Annotated in this window: 15 protein-coding genes, 1 tRNA gene and 1 pseudogene; 8 read left to right on the forward strand and 9 right to left on the reverse strand. The window is 73.2% G+C overall.

What is annotated here, in order from left to right; translation table 11 throughout:
- Positions 1-139 precede the first annotated feature (139 nt).
- From ACFYZS_RS13665 to ACFYZS_RS13685, 5 genes are all read right to left on the reverse strand, one after another.
- A complete protein-coding gene (locus ACFYZS_RS13665; protein WP_389010829.1) occupies positions 140-1,432 on the reverse strand; it encodes a hypothetical protein in 1,293 nt (430 codons plus the stop codon).
- A gap of 282 nt (positions 1,433-1,714) precedes the next feature.
- Positions 1,715-2,896 carry a S8 family serine peptidase gene (locus tag ACFYZS_RS13670; protein ID WP_389010832.1) on the reverse strand — a complete coding sequence of 394 codons (1,182 nt, stop codon included), beginning with the start codon at positions 2,894-2,896 and terminating at the stop codon, positions 1,715-1,717.
- 105 nt (positions 2,897-3,001) lie between these two features.
- Positions 3,002-3,415, reverse strand: a complete 414-nt coding sequence (locus ACFYZS_RS13675; protein WP_389010835.1) for a GNAT family N-acetyltransferase — start codon at positions 3,413-3,415, stop codon at positions 3,002-3,004.
- 157 nt (positions 3,416-3,572) lie between these two features.
- Positions 3,573-4,271: a 4'-phosphopantetheinyl transferase family protein gene (locus tag ACFYZS_RS13680; protein WP_389010838.1), complete on the reverse strand. Its 699-nt coding sequence runs from the start codon at positions 4,269-4,271 to the stop codon at positions 3,573-3,575.
- 66 nt (positions 4,272-4,337) lie between these two features.
- Complete coding sequence (locus ACFYZS_RS13685) at positions 4,338-4,862, reverse strand: hypothetical protein (protein ID WP_389010841.1); 525 nt, start codon at positions 4,860-4,862, stop codon at positions 4,338-4,340.
- A gap of 280 nt (positions 4,863-5,142) precedes the next feature.
- On the opposite strand from ACFYZS_RS13685, the gene ACFYZS_RS13690 reads away from it, so the two are divergent.
- The 3 genes from ACFYZS_RS13690 (at position 5,143) to ACFYZS_RS13700 (ending at position 7,153) form a co-directional block, all read left to right on the forward strand.
- Positions 5,143-5,616, forward strand: a complete 474-nt coding sequence (locus ACFYZS_RS13690; RefSeq protein ID WP_389010844.1) for a phospholipase — start codon at positions 5,143-5,145, stop codon at positions 5,614-5,616.
- 92 nt (positions 5,617-5,708) lie between these two features.
- Entirely contained in the window at positions 5,709-6,323 is a 615-nt protein-coding gene (locus ACFYZS_RS13695; RefSeq protein WP_389011655.1) for a sortase, read from the forward strand.
- A gap of 11 nt (positions 6,324-6,334) precedes the next feature.
- Positions 6,335-7,153, forward strand: coding sequence for a phosphate ABC transporter ATP-binding protein (locus tag ACFYZS_RS13700; RefSeq protein WP_389010847.1), 819 nt, complete (start codon positions 6,335-6,337; stop codon positions 7,151-7,153).
- 15 nt (positions 7,154-7,168) lie between these two features.
- Here the strand turns inward: ACFYZS_RS13700 and ACFYZS_RS13705 are convergent, their stop codons facing one another.
- The 3 genes from ACFYZS_RS13705 to ACFYZS_RS13715 form a co-directional block, all read right to left on the reverse strand.
- Positions 7,169-7,915: a class I SAM-dependent methyltransferase gene (locus ACFYZS_RS13705; RefSeq protein WP_389010850.1), complete on the reverse strand. Its 747-nt coding sequence runs from the start codon at positions 7,913-7,915 to the stop codon at positions 7,169-7,171.
- A 203-nt stretch (positions 7,916-8,118) separates the two neighbouring features.
- On the reverse strand, positions 8,119-8,307 hold the full coding sequence (locus tag ACFYZS_RS13710) for a hypothetical protein (RefSeq protein WP_389010853.1): 189 nt from the start codon (positions 8,305-8,307) through the stop codon (positions 8,119-8,121).
- 196 nt (positions 8,308-8,503) lie between these two features.
- Positions 8,504-8,728 (reverse strand): hypothetical protein, encoded by a 225-nt coding sequence (locus ACFYZS_RS13715; protein ID WP_389010856.1) that lies wholly within the window; start codon positions 8,726-8,728, stop codon positions 8,504-8,506.
- Between the two features lie 191 nt (positions 8,729-8,919).
- On the opposite strand from ACFYZS_RS13715, the pseudogene ACFYZS_RS13720 reads away from it, so the two are divergent.
- A pseudogene (locus tag ACFYZS_RS13720) lies at positions 8,920-9,162 on the forward strand (ATP-binding protein); the annotation flags it as partial.
- A gap of 541 nt (positions 9,163-9,703) precedes the next feature.
- On the opposite strand, the gene ACFYZS_RS13725 reads toward ACFYZS_RS13720, so the two are convergent.
- Positions 9,704-9,776, reverse strand: a tRNA-Arg gene (locus ACFYZS_RS13725).
- Between the two features lie 332 nt (positions 9,777-10,108).
- Between ACFYZS_RS13725 and ACFYZS_RS13730 the strand changes: the two genes are divergently transcribed.
- From ACFYZS_RS13730 to ACFYZS_RS13745, 4 genes are all read left to right on the forward strand, one after another.
- Positions 10,109-11,722, forward strand: coding sequence for an ATP-binding protein (locus tag ACFYZS_RS13730; protein WP_389010859.1), 1,614 nt, complete (start codon positions 10,109-10,111; stop codon positions 11,720-11,722).
- A gap of 4 nt (positions 11,723-11,726) precedes the next feature.
- On the forward strand, positions 11,727-13,610 hold the full coding sequence (locus tag ACFYZS_RS13735) for a GTPase (RefSeq protein ID WP_389010862.1): 1,884 nt from the start codon (positions 11,727-11,729) through the stop codon (positions 13,608-13,610).
- A 110-nt stretch (positions 13,611-13,720) separates the two neighbouring features.
- Positions 13,721-14,128, forward strand: a complete 408-nt coding sequence (locus tag ACFYZS_RS13740; RefSeq protein WP_389010865.1) for a single-stranded DNA-binding protein — start codon at positions 13,721-13,723, stop codon at positions 14,126-14,128.
- Between the two features lie 191 nt (positions 14,129-14,319).
- Positions 14,320-15,507 carry a thioester domain-containing protein gene (locus ACFYZS_RS13745; RefSeq protein WP_389010868.1) on the forward strand — a complete coding sequence of 396 codons (1,188 nt, stop codon included), beginning with the start codon at positions 14,320-14,322 and terminating at the stop codon, positions 15,505-15,507.
- Positions 15,508-15,678: the final 171 nt, after the last annotated feature.

Consider the following 15,678-nt stretch of genomic DNA (forward strand, 5'->3'; position numbering starts at 1 on the left):
ACTGGGGGGGGGGGGGGGGGGGGGGGGGGGGGGGGGGGGGGGGGGGGGGGGGGGGGCGCGGGGGGGGGGGGGGGGGGCGGGGGGGGGCGGGGCGCCCCCCCCCCCCCCCCCCCACCCCGGGTGCGCTGTTCCTGCCGGGTCAGGCGATCGAGAAGGTGACGACCGTCTGGTAGGTGTCGGCGAACATGAACGGCGGGAGCTGGATCATCCCGGCGCCGCCTACGGCGAACTCACCACCGGTCAGCTCGTCCCCGCCGGCCGCCTGCGAGGCCACCTTCATCGGGGTCTCGGAGATCGCGCCGGGCGTGCCCGCGGTGCAGGTGCTCGGGCTGTCCGGGTTGGTCACGGTGCAGGACGGCTGGATGCCGATCTGCGCCTTCGCCATCGAGTGGCCGGTCGTCTGGTTCAGGAACGGCGTACGGGTCGCCGTCACGTCCCAGCCGAGGGTCCCGCCGCGGAAGTCCTGGACGGCCGCGGCGTTGAACACGCCGACCACCGACTGGGCCTTGCCGTTGATGGTGACCGAGGGGAAGGCGACGGCCGGCTGGCCGTCCTTCGGGCCGAGCGCCAGCGGGCCGGGGAGGACCTCGATGTCGACCGGGTTCTTCACGCCCGCCTGGTCCTCCAGGTAGACGAAGGACTTGTACGGGGTGATAGAGCCGTCGATCTTGATGGCGTCGGCCTTCTTGGTGACCGTGATGTTGCAGGTGGCGGCGCCGCTCGCGTCCGCCGTACCGGTGCCGGTGTCACCGGTCGCCGCGCCCGCGAGGAGGGCGGAGCAGGTGACGGGGCCGGCCGGGAAGTTGGCGCCGCTGACGGCGACGGCCGTGCCGGCCTTGCCGCTGTTGGGCGTCAGCTTGGTGGTGACCGGGTCCTTGGGCAGCGCCTCGACGGAGACCGAGCCGAGCGTGGCGCTCGGGCGGGGAGCCGGGGTGCAGGTCGTGGTGAAGACGGAACCGCTGAGGTCCGCGTCGGTGACCGCCAGGTCGAGCTTGACGTCGACCGCGGTGCCCTCGGTGCCGTCCGGGATCTTGATGGTTCCGGAGAAGGACTTCGGGTCGAGCGGGGTGCCGGCGACGACGCTGACGGTCTCGGGCGGGCTGGTGACGACCTGGGTGGTCGTGCCCACCTTGAGGGTGATCTTGGTGGTGTTCACCGTCGTGACGGAGAAGCCGGGGATCAGCGGGCTCGCACCCGGGTCGATCGTGATCGGTACGACGTCGCCGGCCTTGGCCGTGCCGGGCAGGGTGATCGTGTAGTTCTGGTTGCCCGAACCGTCCGGCTGCGGTGCCGGAGCGTCGCAGTTCTCGAAGACGGGGGTGGTCACGGTCGCCGCCTGGGCGGTGCCGGTCAGGCCCACCACACCGCCCGTCAGCGCGAGGGACAGGGCGCCCGCCCCGGCCAGAATTCTTCGTCGGAACGTTGTACTCACTGGGTCGCGACTCCTTCGTCAGACGAACCCCTCCCCCCACCCGCTGTGTGGGGGAGGCCGAGCCGGTGCGGTGGCCGACATTGACGCGTCGCGGTGATGAGAAGTCAATGGCTTGCTTTCGCCCGAAGCACACAGAAATTGATGTCCCATCAGGCCGGGTCGTCAGGAGTGCGGGGCGGTGCGGGCGGGTGGGTTGGGCGGGGCGTACGGGTTCTTTCGGGTCACGCCGGTCACGCCGGTCAAGCCCGCCGGCGTGACCGGCGTGACCCGAAAACGCACCCCCTAGGCGGGCGGGTGGTGCAGGAGGAGGTTGGCCGTGCCGGCCGGGACCCCGGTGAGGCGGTCCCGTACGGCGTCCTGCAGCAGTTCGGCGGAGACCTCGGCGGGGGTCTTCGCCGTACCGCCCGCCGCGATGCCCTCGGCCAGGATCAGGGCGGCGACGCCCGCCGCGTGGGGGGCCGCCATGGAGGTGCCGGAGGCGCGGGCGAGGGTGGTCGCCGAGCCCTTCCAGGCGGAGGTGACGGAGACGCCCGGCGCGACGAGGTCCACGCAGCGGCCGTAGCTGGAGAACGGGGCCCACTGGTCGGCGGCGTCTGCCGCGCCGATCGTGAGCGCCGAGGGGGCGGCGGCGGGGGAGCCGGTGCAGGCGTCGTCGGCGGAGTTGCCGGCGGCGACGGTGAAGGTGATCCCGGCGGCGACCGCCCGCGCCACCGCCGCGTCGAGGGCGTAGCTGCGGGTGCCGCCCATGCTCATGTTGGCGACGGCGGGGGTGCCGGGGGCCTTGGCGGCGTCCTTCACCATCCACTCCAGACCGCCCAGGATGGAGGTCAGGGAGGCGGAGCCCTTGCAGTTGGCGACCTTGACGCCGACGAGGGAGACCCCCTTCGCCACCCCGTACGTCGCCCCGCCCAACGTTCCCGCGACGTGCGTGCCGTGGCCGTTGCAGTCGCTGGAGGTCTCCAGGAAGACCCCGTTGTAGCCGACCCGGGCCCGGCCGCCGAACTCCTGGTGGCTCGTGTAGATCCCGGTGTCCACGACGTACGCGGTGACGCCCCGCGCGGTGGTGGCGTACGTGTACGAGCCGTCGAGCGGGAGCGCTGCCTGGTCGATCCGGTCCAGGGGCCAGGGCGCCGGGCTCTCGGCGTCGCTGATCCGGAACTCGGCGTCCGGTTCCACCGAGGCCACCCGGGGGTCGGCGGCCAGGGCCTTGGCGCGGGCGGCGGTGGTGCGGACGGCGAAGCCGCTGAGGACGGTCTCGTAGACGTCCCCGACCTGGTCGCCGGAGCCCGCGGCCTCCGCGGCCAGGGCCCGGGTCGGGGCGCGGGAGGTGGTGTCCTTGAGGACGACGACGTACGGGGCGGTGTCGCTCGCGGTCTCGGCGGCGGGTGCGGGGTGCGGTGGCAGAGCGGTGGCCGCCGCCAGCAGGGCGGCGGCGGCCGGGATCAGCGCGGTGAATGCGGTCATGCGCCCGATGCTCGGCGAGTCGCGCCCCGCCCGCGCGGAGGGTGCGCCGACTGGCCCCACGACACGCCGCCGAACGGGTCCCCGGTGTGATCGGGAAGACGGGTGTCAGCCGGTGAAGGGCCAGCCGCGCATCGCGAAGACGCCCTCGTCTCGGGAGCCGGCGGAGGCGTAGGTGGCCAGGGCGGCCTCGTTGTCGGTGTCGACACCCACCCACATGCCGTAGCAGCCGCGCGCCTTGGCCTCGTCGGCGAGGGCCGTGGTCAGGGCGCGGCCGATGCCGCGGCGCCGGTAGCCCTCGTCGACGGAGAGCTCGTACAGGCACATCTCGGTGCCCTTGTCGGGGTGGCTCATCTCGACCCCGGAGACCATGCCGGCGGGGATGTCGTCCACGTAGGCGATGAGCATCAGGTGTCCCGGCGCGGAGAGGAAGCTCTCGGACCAGTCGAGTCGGGCGGGGCCGTCGAAGAGCCCCTCTGCGGCCTGGAGTTCGGCGACGGTTCGGGCGGGGCGGATGTCCATGGCGGTCACGATAATGGCCGGGTGACGAGGGGAGACCTTGATTGCGACACGGCGTGGCGGGCGACGGCACCCGCGCCCCGGGCGATCCGCCCTGCTTGAGGCGCGCCCGGTGCGTCCGGTGCGTCCGGCACCTCCCGTGCGTCAGGTGCGTCCGGCGTCAGGTGCGGAGGGCCAGGGCCGCCGCGTACGGGGCGGGAGCCGGGAGGTCCGTGAGGTGCCAGCCGGGTACCGGGGACGGGGTGGGGCCCGAGCCGACGTAGGGCTCGGCCAGGCCCAGGGCCAGGCCGGTGCCCGTGCCCTTGAAGTAGGCCTCCTTGCGCGACCACAGGCGGGCCAGCGCCCCCGCCCGCTCCTGTGCGGGCAGCGCGGACAGCTCCGCCGTCTCCGCCGGGTGCAGGGTGTTCAGTACGTCCGCCACCGCCGCCGCGCTCGGCACCGCCTCCACGTCGACCCCGACGGGCACCGCCGCGAACGCGAGGTAGGCCAGGTCCTCGCTGTGCGAGAGCGAGAATTGCACCGCGCCCCCCGCCACCGCCGGCCGCCCGTGCGGGCCGTCGCAGCACGGGCAGTCCTCCCGGACCAGCACGACCTCCTGCGGAGCCAGCCCGAGGTAGCCGCCGAGCAGCACCCGCAGTCCCACGTGGGAGGCGAGGTACCGGTGCCGGTCGCCGGCCCGCAGCAGCCGCCCGGCCCGCTCCTGTTCGCCCGTGTCCAGGAGCGGCAGCGCCTCCTCGATCCGGTGGCCGCCGACCACGTCGAGCGTGGTGTCCAGGGACCACACCGCCACGGCGGTCCCCTCCGGGGACTCGCCGATCAGCGGGGTGTCCGCGCCGAGTCGGTTCACGTACGTACTCACCCGATGAGCCTAGACGAGCGCCGTTCGGGAGCGAGGAGGTGTCGGCCCAGCCCCTGTCCGCACCTCCTAGCCCCGGCTGCGGGCGTGGGCCGTGGCCGGGGGGTTGTCCTGCGGCCGGGAGCCCGGGGAGGGGGAGCCGTCGGTCCAGGCGTAGACGCGCTTGCCGCGCACCGCCACCTGGTACTGGTGGACGTCCCGGCATTCGGGCCGCTCCTCGGCCCGGGTGCCGTGCGGCCACCACTTCGCGTTCAGCCGCCGCCCGCCCAGGTCCTTCGGCGTGCCCGCCGTGCACTGCGGGCCGTCCAGCGGGGTCGCTCCGAGCGTGAAGCGGATCAGCCTGGCCTCGCCGGTGGTGCGCGCCCGTATGCGTATGTCGGTGGCGTCCTTGGGCACCCAGGACGGCAGCGCGAACGCCTCGTTGCCGCGGGTGGGCGCGTCGGCGGCGGTCGCGAAGTGCTTGCTCTTCTCCTCGAAGACCCGGTCGTTGATGGAGTCGGTCAGCGGGTTGGGCGGGAGGTTGGGCAGCGCCAGGGCGGCGGTGGCGACGACTCCCACGGTGGCGGCGGCGATGACGAGGGGACGGCGGTTCATGTGATCCAGTCTCGCCCGTCCCACCCCCTCGCGCGTCCCTCCGCAGGACGAACCCGTTCTCTGCCGTAGGTCTGATGCCGCGTGCTACCTGAGAGCTGCACCGGCCGGCAACCGGCCGCGAAAGCACGCTCCTTGTCCGCACCCGAACCCGACACCCGCACCCGGCGAGCCGCGTTATAGCGGCGTTAAGCGGCGGCGATAGGAGGCCCCCCGAGGGTGGGACCGACGCCGTACCGGGGGTACCTCCGGGCGGCCCCCCACCCCGTCCTGGAGGAATGCCATGCGCCGTCGTCTCGTTCCCCTCCTCGCATCGGCGGCCGCGGCCGGTGTGCTCGTCGCCGCCACCCCCGCGTCGGCGGTCCCGGCCGACAAGCCGCAGGTCCTGAGCGGTTGGACGCAGACCAGCGCCACCAGCTACAACGCCTGGGTCGCCGCGCGCGGCAACCAGGGCAAGTGGTCGGCGTACGGGTTCGACTGGTCGACCGACTACTGCTCCTCCTCGCCCGACAACCCCTTCGGCTTCCCCTTCCAGACGTCCTGCGCCCGACACGACTTCGGCTACCGCAACTACAAGGTCGCAGGTGTATTTTCGGCCAACAAGGCGAGGCTGGACGATGCCCTCTACGCCGACCTCAAGCGCGTCTGCTCGGCGTACTCGGGTGTGAAGAAGGGCTCCTGCGACAGCACCGCCTGGACCTACTACCAGGCGGTCAAGGCCTTCGGCGTCTCCCCGCAGGACGCGCCCGCCGCCTGAACGCACCCGTGATCAACCCAGACGCCCCTTGATCTCCGGTCCCGCCCGACCCCCCTCGGGCGGGACCGGCCACTTTTCGCGCGCTGATCGCCATCCCGCAGATCGGCGTCAAGGAGGTCGTCCGGGAAGGGACCTCCGCCGGGACGCTGGCCTCGGAGCCCGGCCATCGCCGTGACACCGTGCTGCCCGGACAGCCCGGCACCAGCATCCTGATGGGCCGGCAGGCCGGGTACGGCGGCCCGTTCGGGCACATCGGCGACCTGGAGCGGGGCGAGAGCCTCACCGTCACGACCGGCCAGGGGGAGCACGAGTACCGGGTGCTGGGCGTCCGGCGCGCCGGGGACCCGAAGCCCGCCAAGCTCGCTGCGGGTGCGGGCCGGCTGACGCTGATGACCGCGAGCGGGACCCCGTACATGCCCGGCGGGGTCCTCCAGGTCGACGCCGAACTCGTCTCGCCCCCGCAGCAGTCCGGCGGGCGCATGCCGGGGCGGCTCCCCGCCGCCGAGGCGCCGATGGCGGGCCAGGCCTCGGCCTGGCTGCCGCTGGTGCTGTGGGGGCAGGCGCTGCTGCTCGCCGCCGCCGCGCTGGCCTGGGCCCGGGTCCGCTGGAGCCGCGGGCACACCTGGCTGGTGGGGGTCCCCGTACTGGCCGCCCTCGGCCTCGCGGCCGCCGACCAGGCCGCCCTCCTCCTGCCCAACCTCCTGTGAACGAGGCCGTGATGTCCCAGACCATCGAACTGCCCGCCGTGTCCCCGGCCGCGGGATCCTCCTCCCTGGACGCCCGGGACATCTCGGCCTGGTTCGGCGGCCGCAAGGTGCTGAGCCGGGTCTCGCTGACCATGCCCGGCGGCCGGGTGACGGCGCTGATCGGCCCCTCGGGCTGCGGCAAGTCCACGTTCCTGCGCATCCTGAACCGGATGCACGAGCTGATCCCGGGCGCCGAACTGGCGGGGGCGGTACTGCTGGACGGCGAGGACATCTACGCCCGTGGCCGCCGCCTCACCGATGCCCGCCGCCGCATCGGCATGGTCTTCCAGAAGCCGAACCCCTTCCCGGCGATGTCGGTCTACGACAACGTGACGGCGGGCCTGAAACTCACGGGGACGCGCGCTTCGGGGGCCGAGAAGGACGACCTGGTGGAGGAGTGCCTCACGAAGGCCGGTCTGTGGAAGGAGGTCCGCGACCGCCTCCGCCAGCCGGGCGGCGCCCTCTCGGGCGGCCGGCAGCAGCGCCTGTGCATCGCCCGCTCCCTGGCGGTGCGCCCGCAGATCCTGCTGATGGACGAGCCCTGCTCGGCGCTGGACCCGACCTCCACGCGCCGCATCGAGGAGACGATCCGGGAACTGGCCGAAGAGGTCACCATCGTGATCGTCACGCACAACATGCAGCAGGCGGCCCGCGTCTCCGACCAGTGCGCCTTCTTCCTGGCGGAACAGGGCACTCCGGGCCGCATCGTCGAACACGGCCCCACGCAGGCGATGTTCTCCACCCCGACGGACCCCCGCACGTCGGACTACGTCCAGGGCCGCTTCGGCTAGGGGGCGCCTTTCGGATCAGGCCGGGTCCACCCGCGCGACCCGCAGGTCGACGAGGTAGTGCTCGTGGACGATCCCTTCGGGAAACAGCCGGAGCAGGCGGTCCCTCTCCTCGTCCAGGAACTCGTCGGTCCCGGACCGTCCGATGAGGAAGAGGGAGTGGGTCGCCAACTTGCCGAGATGGGCGTCGACCGTGATCCGGCGGGACCAGGGCAGCAGCCGGGTGGCGAACTCCAAGCCGCTCTGCGACCGGGGATGCTCGTTGACGTACCAACCGGGACCGAACCGCTCCTCGATCCGTGCCTGCTGGTCGGCGATCCAACCGACGCCGGTGTCGGGGTCGTTCGACCAGACGGCCAAGGCCCCGCCGGGCCGCAGCACCCGCAGGGCTTCCGGCCCGGAGCGGGCCGGATCGGTCCAGTGCCAGGACTGCGCGTACGCGAGGAGGTCGAGGGACCCGGACGCGAACGGCAGCCGGTCCCCGTCCCCCCGTACGAGCGGAACGCGCGGGTGGCGCCGCCGGAACTCCGCGGCCATGCCCGCCCCCGGCTCGACCCCGACGACCCGCGCCCCGCGGGCGTGGAGCAACCCGGTGGCGATCCCGGTCCCGGCCCCCACATCGGCGACCCGGGCCCCGGCCAGCGCCACCCCGGAAACCTCCTCCAAGGCATCCAGCAGCGCGTCGGGATACGAGGGCCGGTACTCCCCGTACCGCCCGGCCGCCGCCCCGAACGACCGCGCCCGCTCCACAGCTCCGTCCGCCATCCCCCCACCCTCCCGCACCCACCCCCACCCACACCAGGGCACCGCGAGCCGCCCACGCCCGGGACCGAAAGGATCCGGCCCACGCAAAAGCCCTCCCCGGTGGGGAGGGCCCGTGCGTCTCACGCGTTCCGGCAGTCCAAACGACTACCAGCACCTTGCCTGGCCACTCCAGTCCACGTACAGGCCGCAGACCACGGACGCAGCTAACTCAGTTGATCAACGATGTAGCCCGAGGAGCCATCCCGACGCGCGACCGCCGCGGCGAGGGCGAGCAGGGCCTCAACCTGAGCGCTGGCAATGAGCTGATCGGCACTGAGCCGGCCCTTCGCCCACTTCTCGCTCGCTTCCAACAGCTCCTGCGCCTTGTGGGCATGCGCTGCATAGTCGGCCACGAGACCCCCTCATCTCCGTTTGGGCTCCACGGTAGCGATTCCCCCACTCTTGGAGCCCAGGTTCACACGGGGGACATGCCTGAGCCAGCCTGCGTCCGGGGCGCCCGCCGAAGAGCTGAGGCGTCGCTGAACCAAAGCGTGATCCTCGACGACTCACCTACAACCGTGCCCGAGGTCGTTAGCTCAGATCGTCGAATTAGAAGGTCCCGGCGTGTTCGAGTGAAATGGTCCGGTAATTCTCTTCCGTGTCAGGGATATGGCCGGGGCTGTATCTGTCGAAGTTGATTCGGTCGCCGGCGGAAAGCCACCAAGGTCCCACGCCTGCCTGCCGGTCCAGGCCGAGTGTGATGTCCTCGTAGCCGGCCAAAGCGTCGCTGGTGGTCTGATCGCACTTTAGCGAGGGCAAGTGAATGTTCAGCATCGTATGCACTCTCCGTGTGGGCGTCTGGAGGCGATGCGTACATCTATCATTTCTCATGCCAGGCCGCCCTTTCCGTATCCGCTTGTTGATCGACATTGCCAGCTGCATGGACTTCTGCTCGACAAATCGGGGCGGGTTCCGTACGCCCGCATGGAGGGGTCGCTGAAAGCGACAGAACGGCTTTACGTAGGCGGATGGGCGACTTCGCTCACCCCTGCGCCCAGCTCGACACCGCCACCGGCCTCAGCGCGCTGAACGCCTACCGGGCCAGCCTCGACGACCTCAACGACGACGTCATCGAAGGCGACCTCCTCGCCCAGGCCGTCCTCAAGCACGCCGCCACCCTCGATCCGGGCGAGGAAGTGCGGATGGCCTCCACGGAGTGGCTGCACGCCCTCGCCCAGCTCTACGCCGGCGAGGACTTCCGGCCCCTGACCGTGGCGCGCACGCCCGAAGAAGAGCTGAGCATCGTCGAAGTCTGCGCTGAGCTGAAGGTCTCGAAGTCCACCTTCTGCGACTGGCGCCAGAAGCGGCGGGCTTCCCGGAGTTCGCCGTGATCCTGCGGTGGGTGGAGCGCAACAGCCTCACGATGGCCGCCTAGAGGCCCTGCTGCGGGCCGCAGGGAGCGAACTCGACGGCACCGCGGCAGCCGCCGGCTCGGTCAGGCGGAACAAGCGTGTCCTCGAGGTCGCGGCACTACGGCTGCGACTGGCCGCGTACGCACGATGCATCAACGGCCAGCCGGACGACCTCAAGCAGCGGATCGAGAGGGCGGGAGAGCTGCCGGACCCGGCCGTGCCAGGGGCTTGATTTTCACCGCGCATTCTCCGCAGCCACCCACGGGAACCCGGTACCAGCCGGACGCCGCCGGACCCTCCCGCATCCGCCGAGGGGGTGAATCCTGAGATCTCCCCGCCGCCGACAACCGCCCCTGAACAGCAGAAAGACCCTCCCACGGGAGGGTCTTCAGGTGAGTGCCCCCGGCAGGACTCGAACCTGCGGCCAAGTGCTTAGAAGGCACCTGCTCTATCCACTGAGCTACGGGGGCCGGAAGGTGGCCGTGGTGGCCTGGAGCCCCGGGGTGGGGGTGGGGCTGCCGTCCGGACCGGGTCAAGGATAGGGCTCCGGCCGCCTTGTCCCGGTTGCTTCACCCGCGTGCCACGATGTGGAGGTTCGGTGAAGCGGTCCCGATAATCGCAGGCAGGTGCGATTCTCGCACCGCTTTTGCGCCGCGGCGGGCCTGGTGTTGTGCACTCGTTATGCCTGAGTCCCACTCGTCCGATGTGCCCGAAAGGTCCCACTGGACTCGCGATCGGCGCGCAGAGGGCGTATAAGCTTCAAAAATGGTCCCAAATTGGGCATTCTTCGCATGTGGTGACCTTGGATGTTCGGCCTCAGCTGCTCGATGCCCTGTCCGCCCTGCGCGACCGGGTCGCGTCCGTGCGTCTGCCGCTGCCCCTGCCCGGCGCCCCGCGCGCCCGCCAGACCAGAGCCGAGCTGCTCGCGCAGCTCGACGACTACCTCGTACCCCGGCTGAAGGCGCCCGAGGCGCCGCTGCTCGCCGTCGTCGGCGGGTCCACCGGGGCCGGTAAGTCCACTCTCGTCAACTCCCTCGTGGGGCGCCAAGTGAGTGAAGCCGGAGTGCTCCGGCCCACGACGCGGACCCCTGTGCTCGTCTGCCATCCGGATGATCATCACTGGTTCGCCGGCATGCGCGTCCTCCCCGACCTGATGCGGGTCTGGGCCCCGCCCGGCGAGGACGACCCCCTCCCCGGACCCCACCGCGGCTCCCCCCGCGGATCGGGGAACACCGCCGCCACCCGCGAACTGCGCATCGAGACCGTCGCCGGCCTCCCGCGCGGGCTCGCCATCCTCGACGCCCCCGACATCGACTCCCTCGTGGTCGAGAACCGGATGCTCGCCGCGCAGCTCATCTGCGCCGCCGACGTCTGGGTCATGGTCACCACCGCCTCGCGGTACGCCGACGCCGTCCCCTGGCACCTGCTGCGCACCGCCAAGCAGTACAAGGCCACCCTGGGCATCGTCCTCGACCGGGTCCCGCACCAGGTGCTCGCCGAGGTCTCGCGCCAGTACGGGGCCCTGCTCACCCGGGCCGGGCTGGGCGACGTACCGCGGTTCACGGTGCCCGAGCTGCCCGAATCGGCCGGCGGGGGCGGGCTGCTGCCCGCCAGCGCCGTCGCCCCCCTCTTCGCGTGGCTCGCCCACCACGCGCAGGACCCCGCCGCCCGCCAGTACGCCGTCGGGCGGACCGCTCTCGGCGCGCTGGACTCGCTGGGGCGCCGGATGCCGGAGCTGGCATCCGCCGTCGCGGCCCAGCACGCCGCCGCCGTACGGCTGACCTCGGCCGTCGAGGACGCGTACAAGAGGGAGGGCAAGCGGGTCCGGGGCCGGCTCGACCAGGGCGCCGTACTGGCCGGCGACGCGCTGACGCGGTGGCGCGGCTACCCCCTCGACACGAGCACCGACGAATTGCTCGACTCGCTCGCCGAGTCGCTGGCCGCGCTGCTCCAGTGCGCCGTGGCTGCCGCCGACGAGCGGATCGCCCAGGCCTGGCGGCGCGAGCCGGCCGCCGGGGCGGTGCAGCTGCCCGCACCCGACCGGGAGGCGGCGGAACGTATCGGCATGGCCGTACGGCGCTGGCGGCGCGTACTGGAGGAACTCGCCGAGGAGGAGGTCGCCGGGCTCGACAAGCAGCCCGCCCCCGACCCGGACGGGATCGCCGCACTCCTCGTCGCGGCCCTCCTCGGCGGCAAACGGGCCCGTCCCGCCGGGGAGAAGCTCGCCGAGCGGATCGGCGTACAGGCCGCCGTACGACTGCGCGACCGGGGCGGCGAACTGGTCGCCGAGCACCTGGAAGAGGTGCTGCGCGCCGAACGGGACCGGCGGCTGGCGCCGCTGGAAGCGCTCGAAGTGACGCCGGAACCGCAGGCCGAGCTGATCGCCGCGCTGTCCCTACTGCAGAAGGAGAGGTGACGCGGTGACCGCTCTGACCGACCGCGACCGCACCGATGACCGTTGGGACGACGGTTTCATCGCACGTTCGCGCCGCGCAGGCGCAGGCGCAGGTATCGGTGTCGACGTCGACGACGGAGGCGACCGCGGCGAAGGGGACGACGGAGGCGACGGGAGCGACGACGCGCTCATCCGCGCCGTCTCCGGCGCCGGCAACGACGGGGGCAAGGCGCCCTCGCCGCCGCTCAGTCCCGACGGACAGGCGCTGCGCACCCGCCTCGAAGCGCTGCGCCAGCTGGTCGGGCTCTCGCGGACCCGGCTCGACGGCAAGACCCTCGCCGAGGCCGGCCGGGTGCTCGACGAGGCGGCCGCGCGGCGCGGGCTGTCGACGCAGCACACGGTCGTCGCGATCGCGGGAGCCACCGGAAGCGGCAAGTCCACGCTCTTCAATTCACTCGCCGGAGTGCAGATCTCGGAGACGGGTCTGCGCAGGCCGACGACCGCCGCGCCCATCGCGTGCAGCTGGTCCGACGGCGCGGCCGGGCTGCTCGACCGCCTGGAGATCCCGGGCCGGCTGCGCCGCCGTCCGCGCGAGACCTCCGAGGCGGGCGCGCTGCGCGGCATGGTCCTGGTGGACCTGCCGGACCTGGACTCCGCGGTCGGCGCCCACCGCGACCACGTGGACCGGGTGCTCGCCCTGGTCGACGCGGTGGTGTGGGTGGTCGACCCGGAGAAGTACGCCGACGCCGTGCTGCACGAGCGGTACCTGCGGCCGCTGGCCGGGCACGCCGAGGTGACGTTCGTCGTGCTGAACCAGGTGGACCGGCTGCCCGGCGAGTCGGCCGACCTCGTACTGGACGACCTGCGGCGGCTGCTCGACGACGACGGCATCGCCCTCGGCGAGCACGACGAGCCCGGCGCCACCGTCCTCGGCCTGTCGGCGCTGACCGGCGAGGGCGTCGGGGAACTGCGCGACCTCCTGGCGCAGTTCACCCAGGAGAAGGGCGCCGCGACCCGGCGGATCTCCGCCGATGTCGACCGGGCCGCCGGGCGCCTGCGCCCGCTGTACGTGGCCGACGGCCATCCGGCGCCGGAGATCGGGGAGGCGGCGCGCGCCGAGTTCGAGGACCGGCTCGCGGAGGCGGTCGGGGCGTATGCGGCCGGGCTCGCCGCCGAGCGGGCCTGGCGGCGCAATGCCGGGAAGGCGTGCGGCACGCCGTGGCTGAGGCTGTGGCGGTGGTACGAGAGCCGGCGCGCCCCGCGCACGCTGGCCGGGCTGGCCGCCCTGGCGGTGATCGGCGGCGGCCGGGGCCAGGTGGCCGCGGAGGCGCCGGCCGAGGAGGAGGTGACCGCGCGTCAGCGGGTGGAGCAGGCCGTACGGACGGTCGCCGACGCGGCGGCGGGCGGGCTGCCCGACGCCTGGGCACAGGCGGTGCGGGAGACCGCGGTGCGCGGTGCCGAGCAGCTTCCGGAGGCGCTGGACGAGATCGCGGTGACGCTCGGGTCGGCGGTCACGGTGCCGAGCGCGAGGCCGCCGCGGCCGACGTGGTGGCCCGCGGCGGTGCTGGCGCAGGCGGCGATGACCCTGCTGCAGATCTACGGCGGGCTGTGGCTGGTCGGGCAGATCGTCGGGGTGCTGGAACCACGCCTGATGCCGCCGGTGCTGCTGATGGTGGCGGGCATCGTCGGCGGGCCGCTGGTGGAGTGGGCGTGCTCGATCGCGGCCCGGGGCCCGGCGCGGCGGTACGGGCAGGACGCGGAGCGGCGGCTGCGGCAGGCGGCGGCCGGCTGCGGGCGGGCCCGGGTGCTGGAGCCGGTGGCGGCGGAGCTGCTGCGCTACCGGGAGGTGCGCGAGCAGTACGCGGCGGTGGCCGCAGGGGGGACGAAGTTGTCCACAACCCGCGAGTAATCCACAGGCCGGAGCGGGATCCGGGGGGTCGCGCCAGCATGGTCCGTACCTCGTGCGGATGGTCCGTACGGGCATCGGTGCGGGTACGGATGTGGGGGAGGGCCGCCGGGATGAACGACACCCAGGTGACGCTGGTCGGTTGTGTGGCCACGCAGATCGACTACAAGGAGACGGCGACCGGGCCGTCGGCGCGGTTCCGGTTCGCCGTGACGCCGCGGTACTACGACCGGCGCAAGGAGGTGTGGGCGGACGGGCCCACCAGCTTCTACACGGTGTGGGCGCGGCGCGCGCTCGCGGTGAACCTGGCCGGGTCGGTCGCGGTCGGAGAGCCGCTGGTGGTGCACGGGCGGCTGCGGGTGAGGGACGACCCGCCCGACGGCGAGGGCAACCGGTGGTTCTCGGCGGACATCGACGCGACCGCCATCGGGCACGACCTCAATCGGGGGACGGCGGCATTCCGCCGGGTCGTCAAGGCGGACCCGCCACTGATGGCCACTCAGAAGGCGGCGGTGGTCTGAGTGTTCGAGGCGGTTAGGATTCCCCGGTACTCACGGGCACCTGGGTCATTGGCCCGAAGGGGAAGACTGTGTCGATTGCCGTTCCCGCATCCTCCGCTCCTGGTTCCGCTCCTTCTTCGCTTACTCCTTCCATTGCTCCTTCCATCACTGCGTCCGACGCTTCCGCACCACCGGCCGCTGCTGTTACGCCTGTGGCGGGGGTGGCGCCGGTACGGGCCTCCGCGCGGCGGCCGCTGGCGGCGGCGCTGCTGGCCGCGGCCCTGGCCGCAGCACCGGGCGCGCAGGCGGCCGCCGACTCCGGGGCTCCCGCGCCCCGGACGTCCGAGGGCGCGAGCGCCGTGCTGGACGGGCTGAAGACGTACGGGCTGGCCACGCTGCGCGCCAAGGACGGGTCGGTCCGTCAGATTCCGGCCGGGCTGTACGAGATGCGGGTCGACGGCGGCGGGATGCTCCAGACCTACGGGGTCGGAGTGACGGGCAACGCCCAACCGCAGGCCCGGTACACGGAGAGCGGCTGGAGCGGCAGCCTGCTCGCGGGGAACGGGGAGGCCGGCCGGATCCGCTGGGTCCTGGAGCACTCCTACCCGCAGCTGAACGACCTCGCCGGACTGGCGAAGGCGGCCGGGGCCGGGGCCCTGACCGCGGAGAGCGCGGCGGCCGGAACGCAGGTCGCGATCTGGCGGCTGGCGGACGGGGCCCAGGTGGAGGCCGCCGACCCGGCGGCCGAGAAGCTGGCCGACTACCTCCAGCGGTCGGCGGGCAAGCTGCCGGAGCCGCCGGCCTCGCTGGGGCTGGACCCCGGGAGCGTGTCGGGGCCGGTGGGCACCCGGCTCGGGCCGGTCACCGTGCGGACGGGGGCGCAGAGCGTGACGGTCACCCCGGACGCGGCGGCCGCGGCGATGGGGGTCCGGGTGGTCGACGCCGAGGGGCGGCCGGTGACCACCGCGGCGAACGGGAGCCGGCTGTACTTCGAGGTGCCCGCGGGCACCCCGGACGGCTCGGCTTCGGTCACCGTCCAGGGCTCCACGAAGGTGCCGGTCGGGCGGGTCTTCACCGGCGAGGTGCCGAGCCAGGCCCAGATCGTGGCCGGCTCCAGCGAGTCCGCCATGGCGGCCACGGCGAGCGCGGTCTGGCCGCAGCCGGTGGTCGTCGCGGAGGCGGACTCCACCGGCGACGGGCCGGCCGTGACGCAGGCCTCGGCCGCGGCCGAGGCGGCGGCTTCCCCCGAGTCCGGCCAGGACGAGGAGCGCCTGGCCACCAGCGGCAGCTCGGCCGCGACCCCGGTCATCGCCTCGCTGGCGGTGGGCCTGGTGGTCCTGGGCGGCCTGGTGGTCCTGCTCCTGCGCAAGCGTCCGCTGGACGAGGAGGACCAGGCGTAGGGAGTGCCCGCATCCCCTCGGGTACGGCGCCCGGGGGCAGCGGCCGCGGGACCGCTCCCGGCGGACGGGGCGCCCGGGGCCGGGCAGGGCCGCGGCTTGGTCCGTACGGGGGGCGCTTCGGCTGTCGGCGGGTGGGGTGGGCGGTTTCAGGGCCCGCCTGTGGGTAAGCGT

It is taken from the genome of Streptomyces sp. NPDC001903, from assembly GCF_042891345.1.
Classification (GTDB): domain Bacteria; phylum Actinomycetota; class Actinomycetes; order Streptomycetales; family Streptomycetaceae; genus Streptomyces.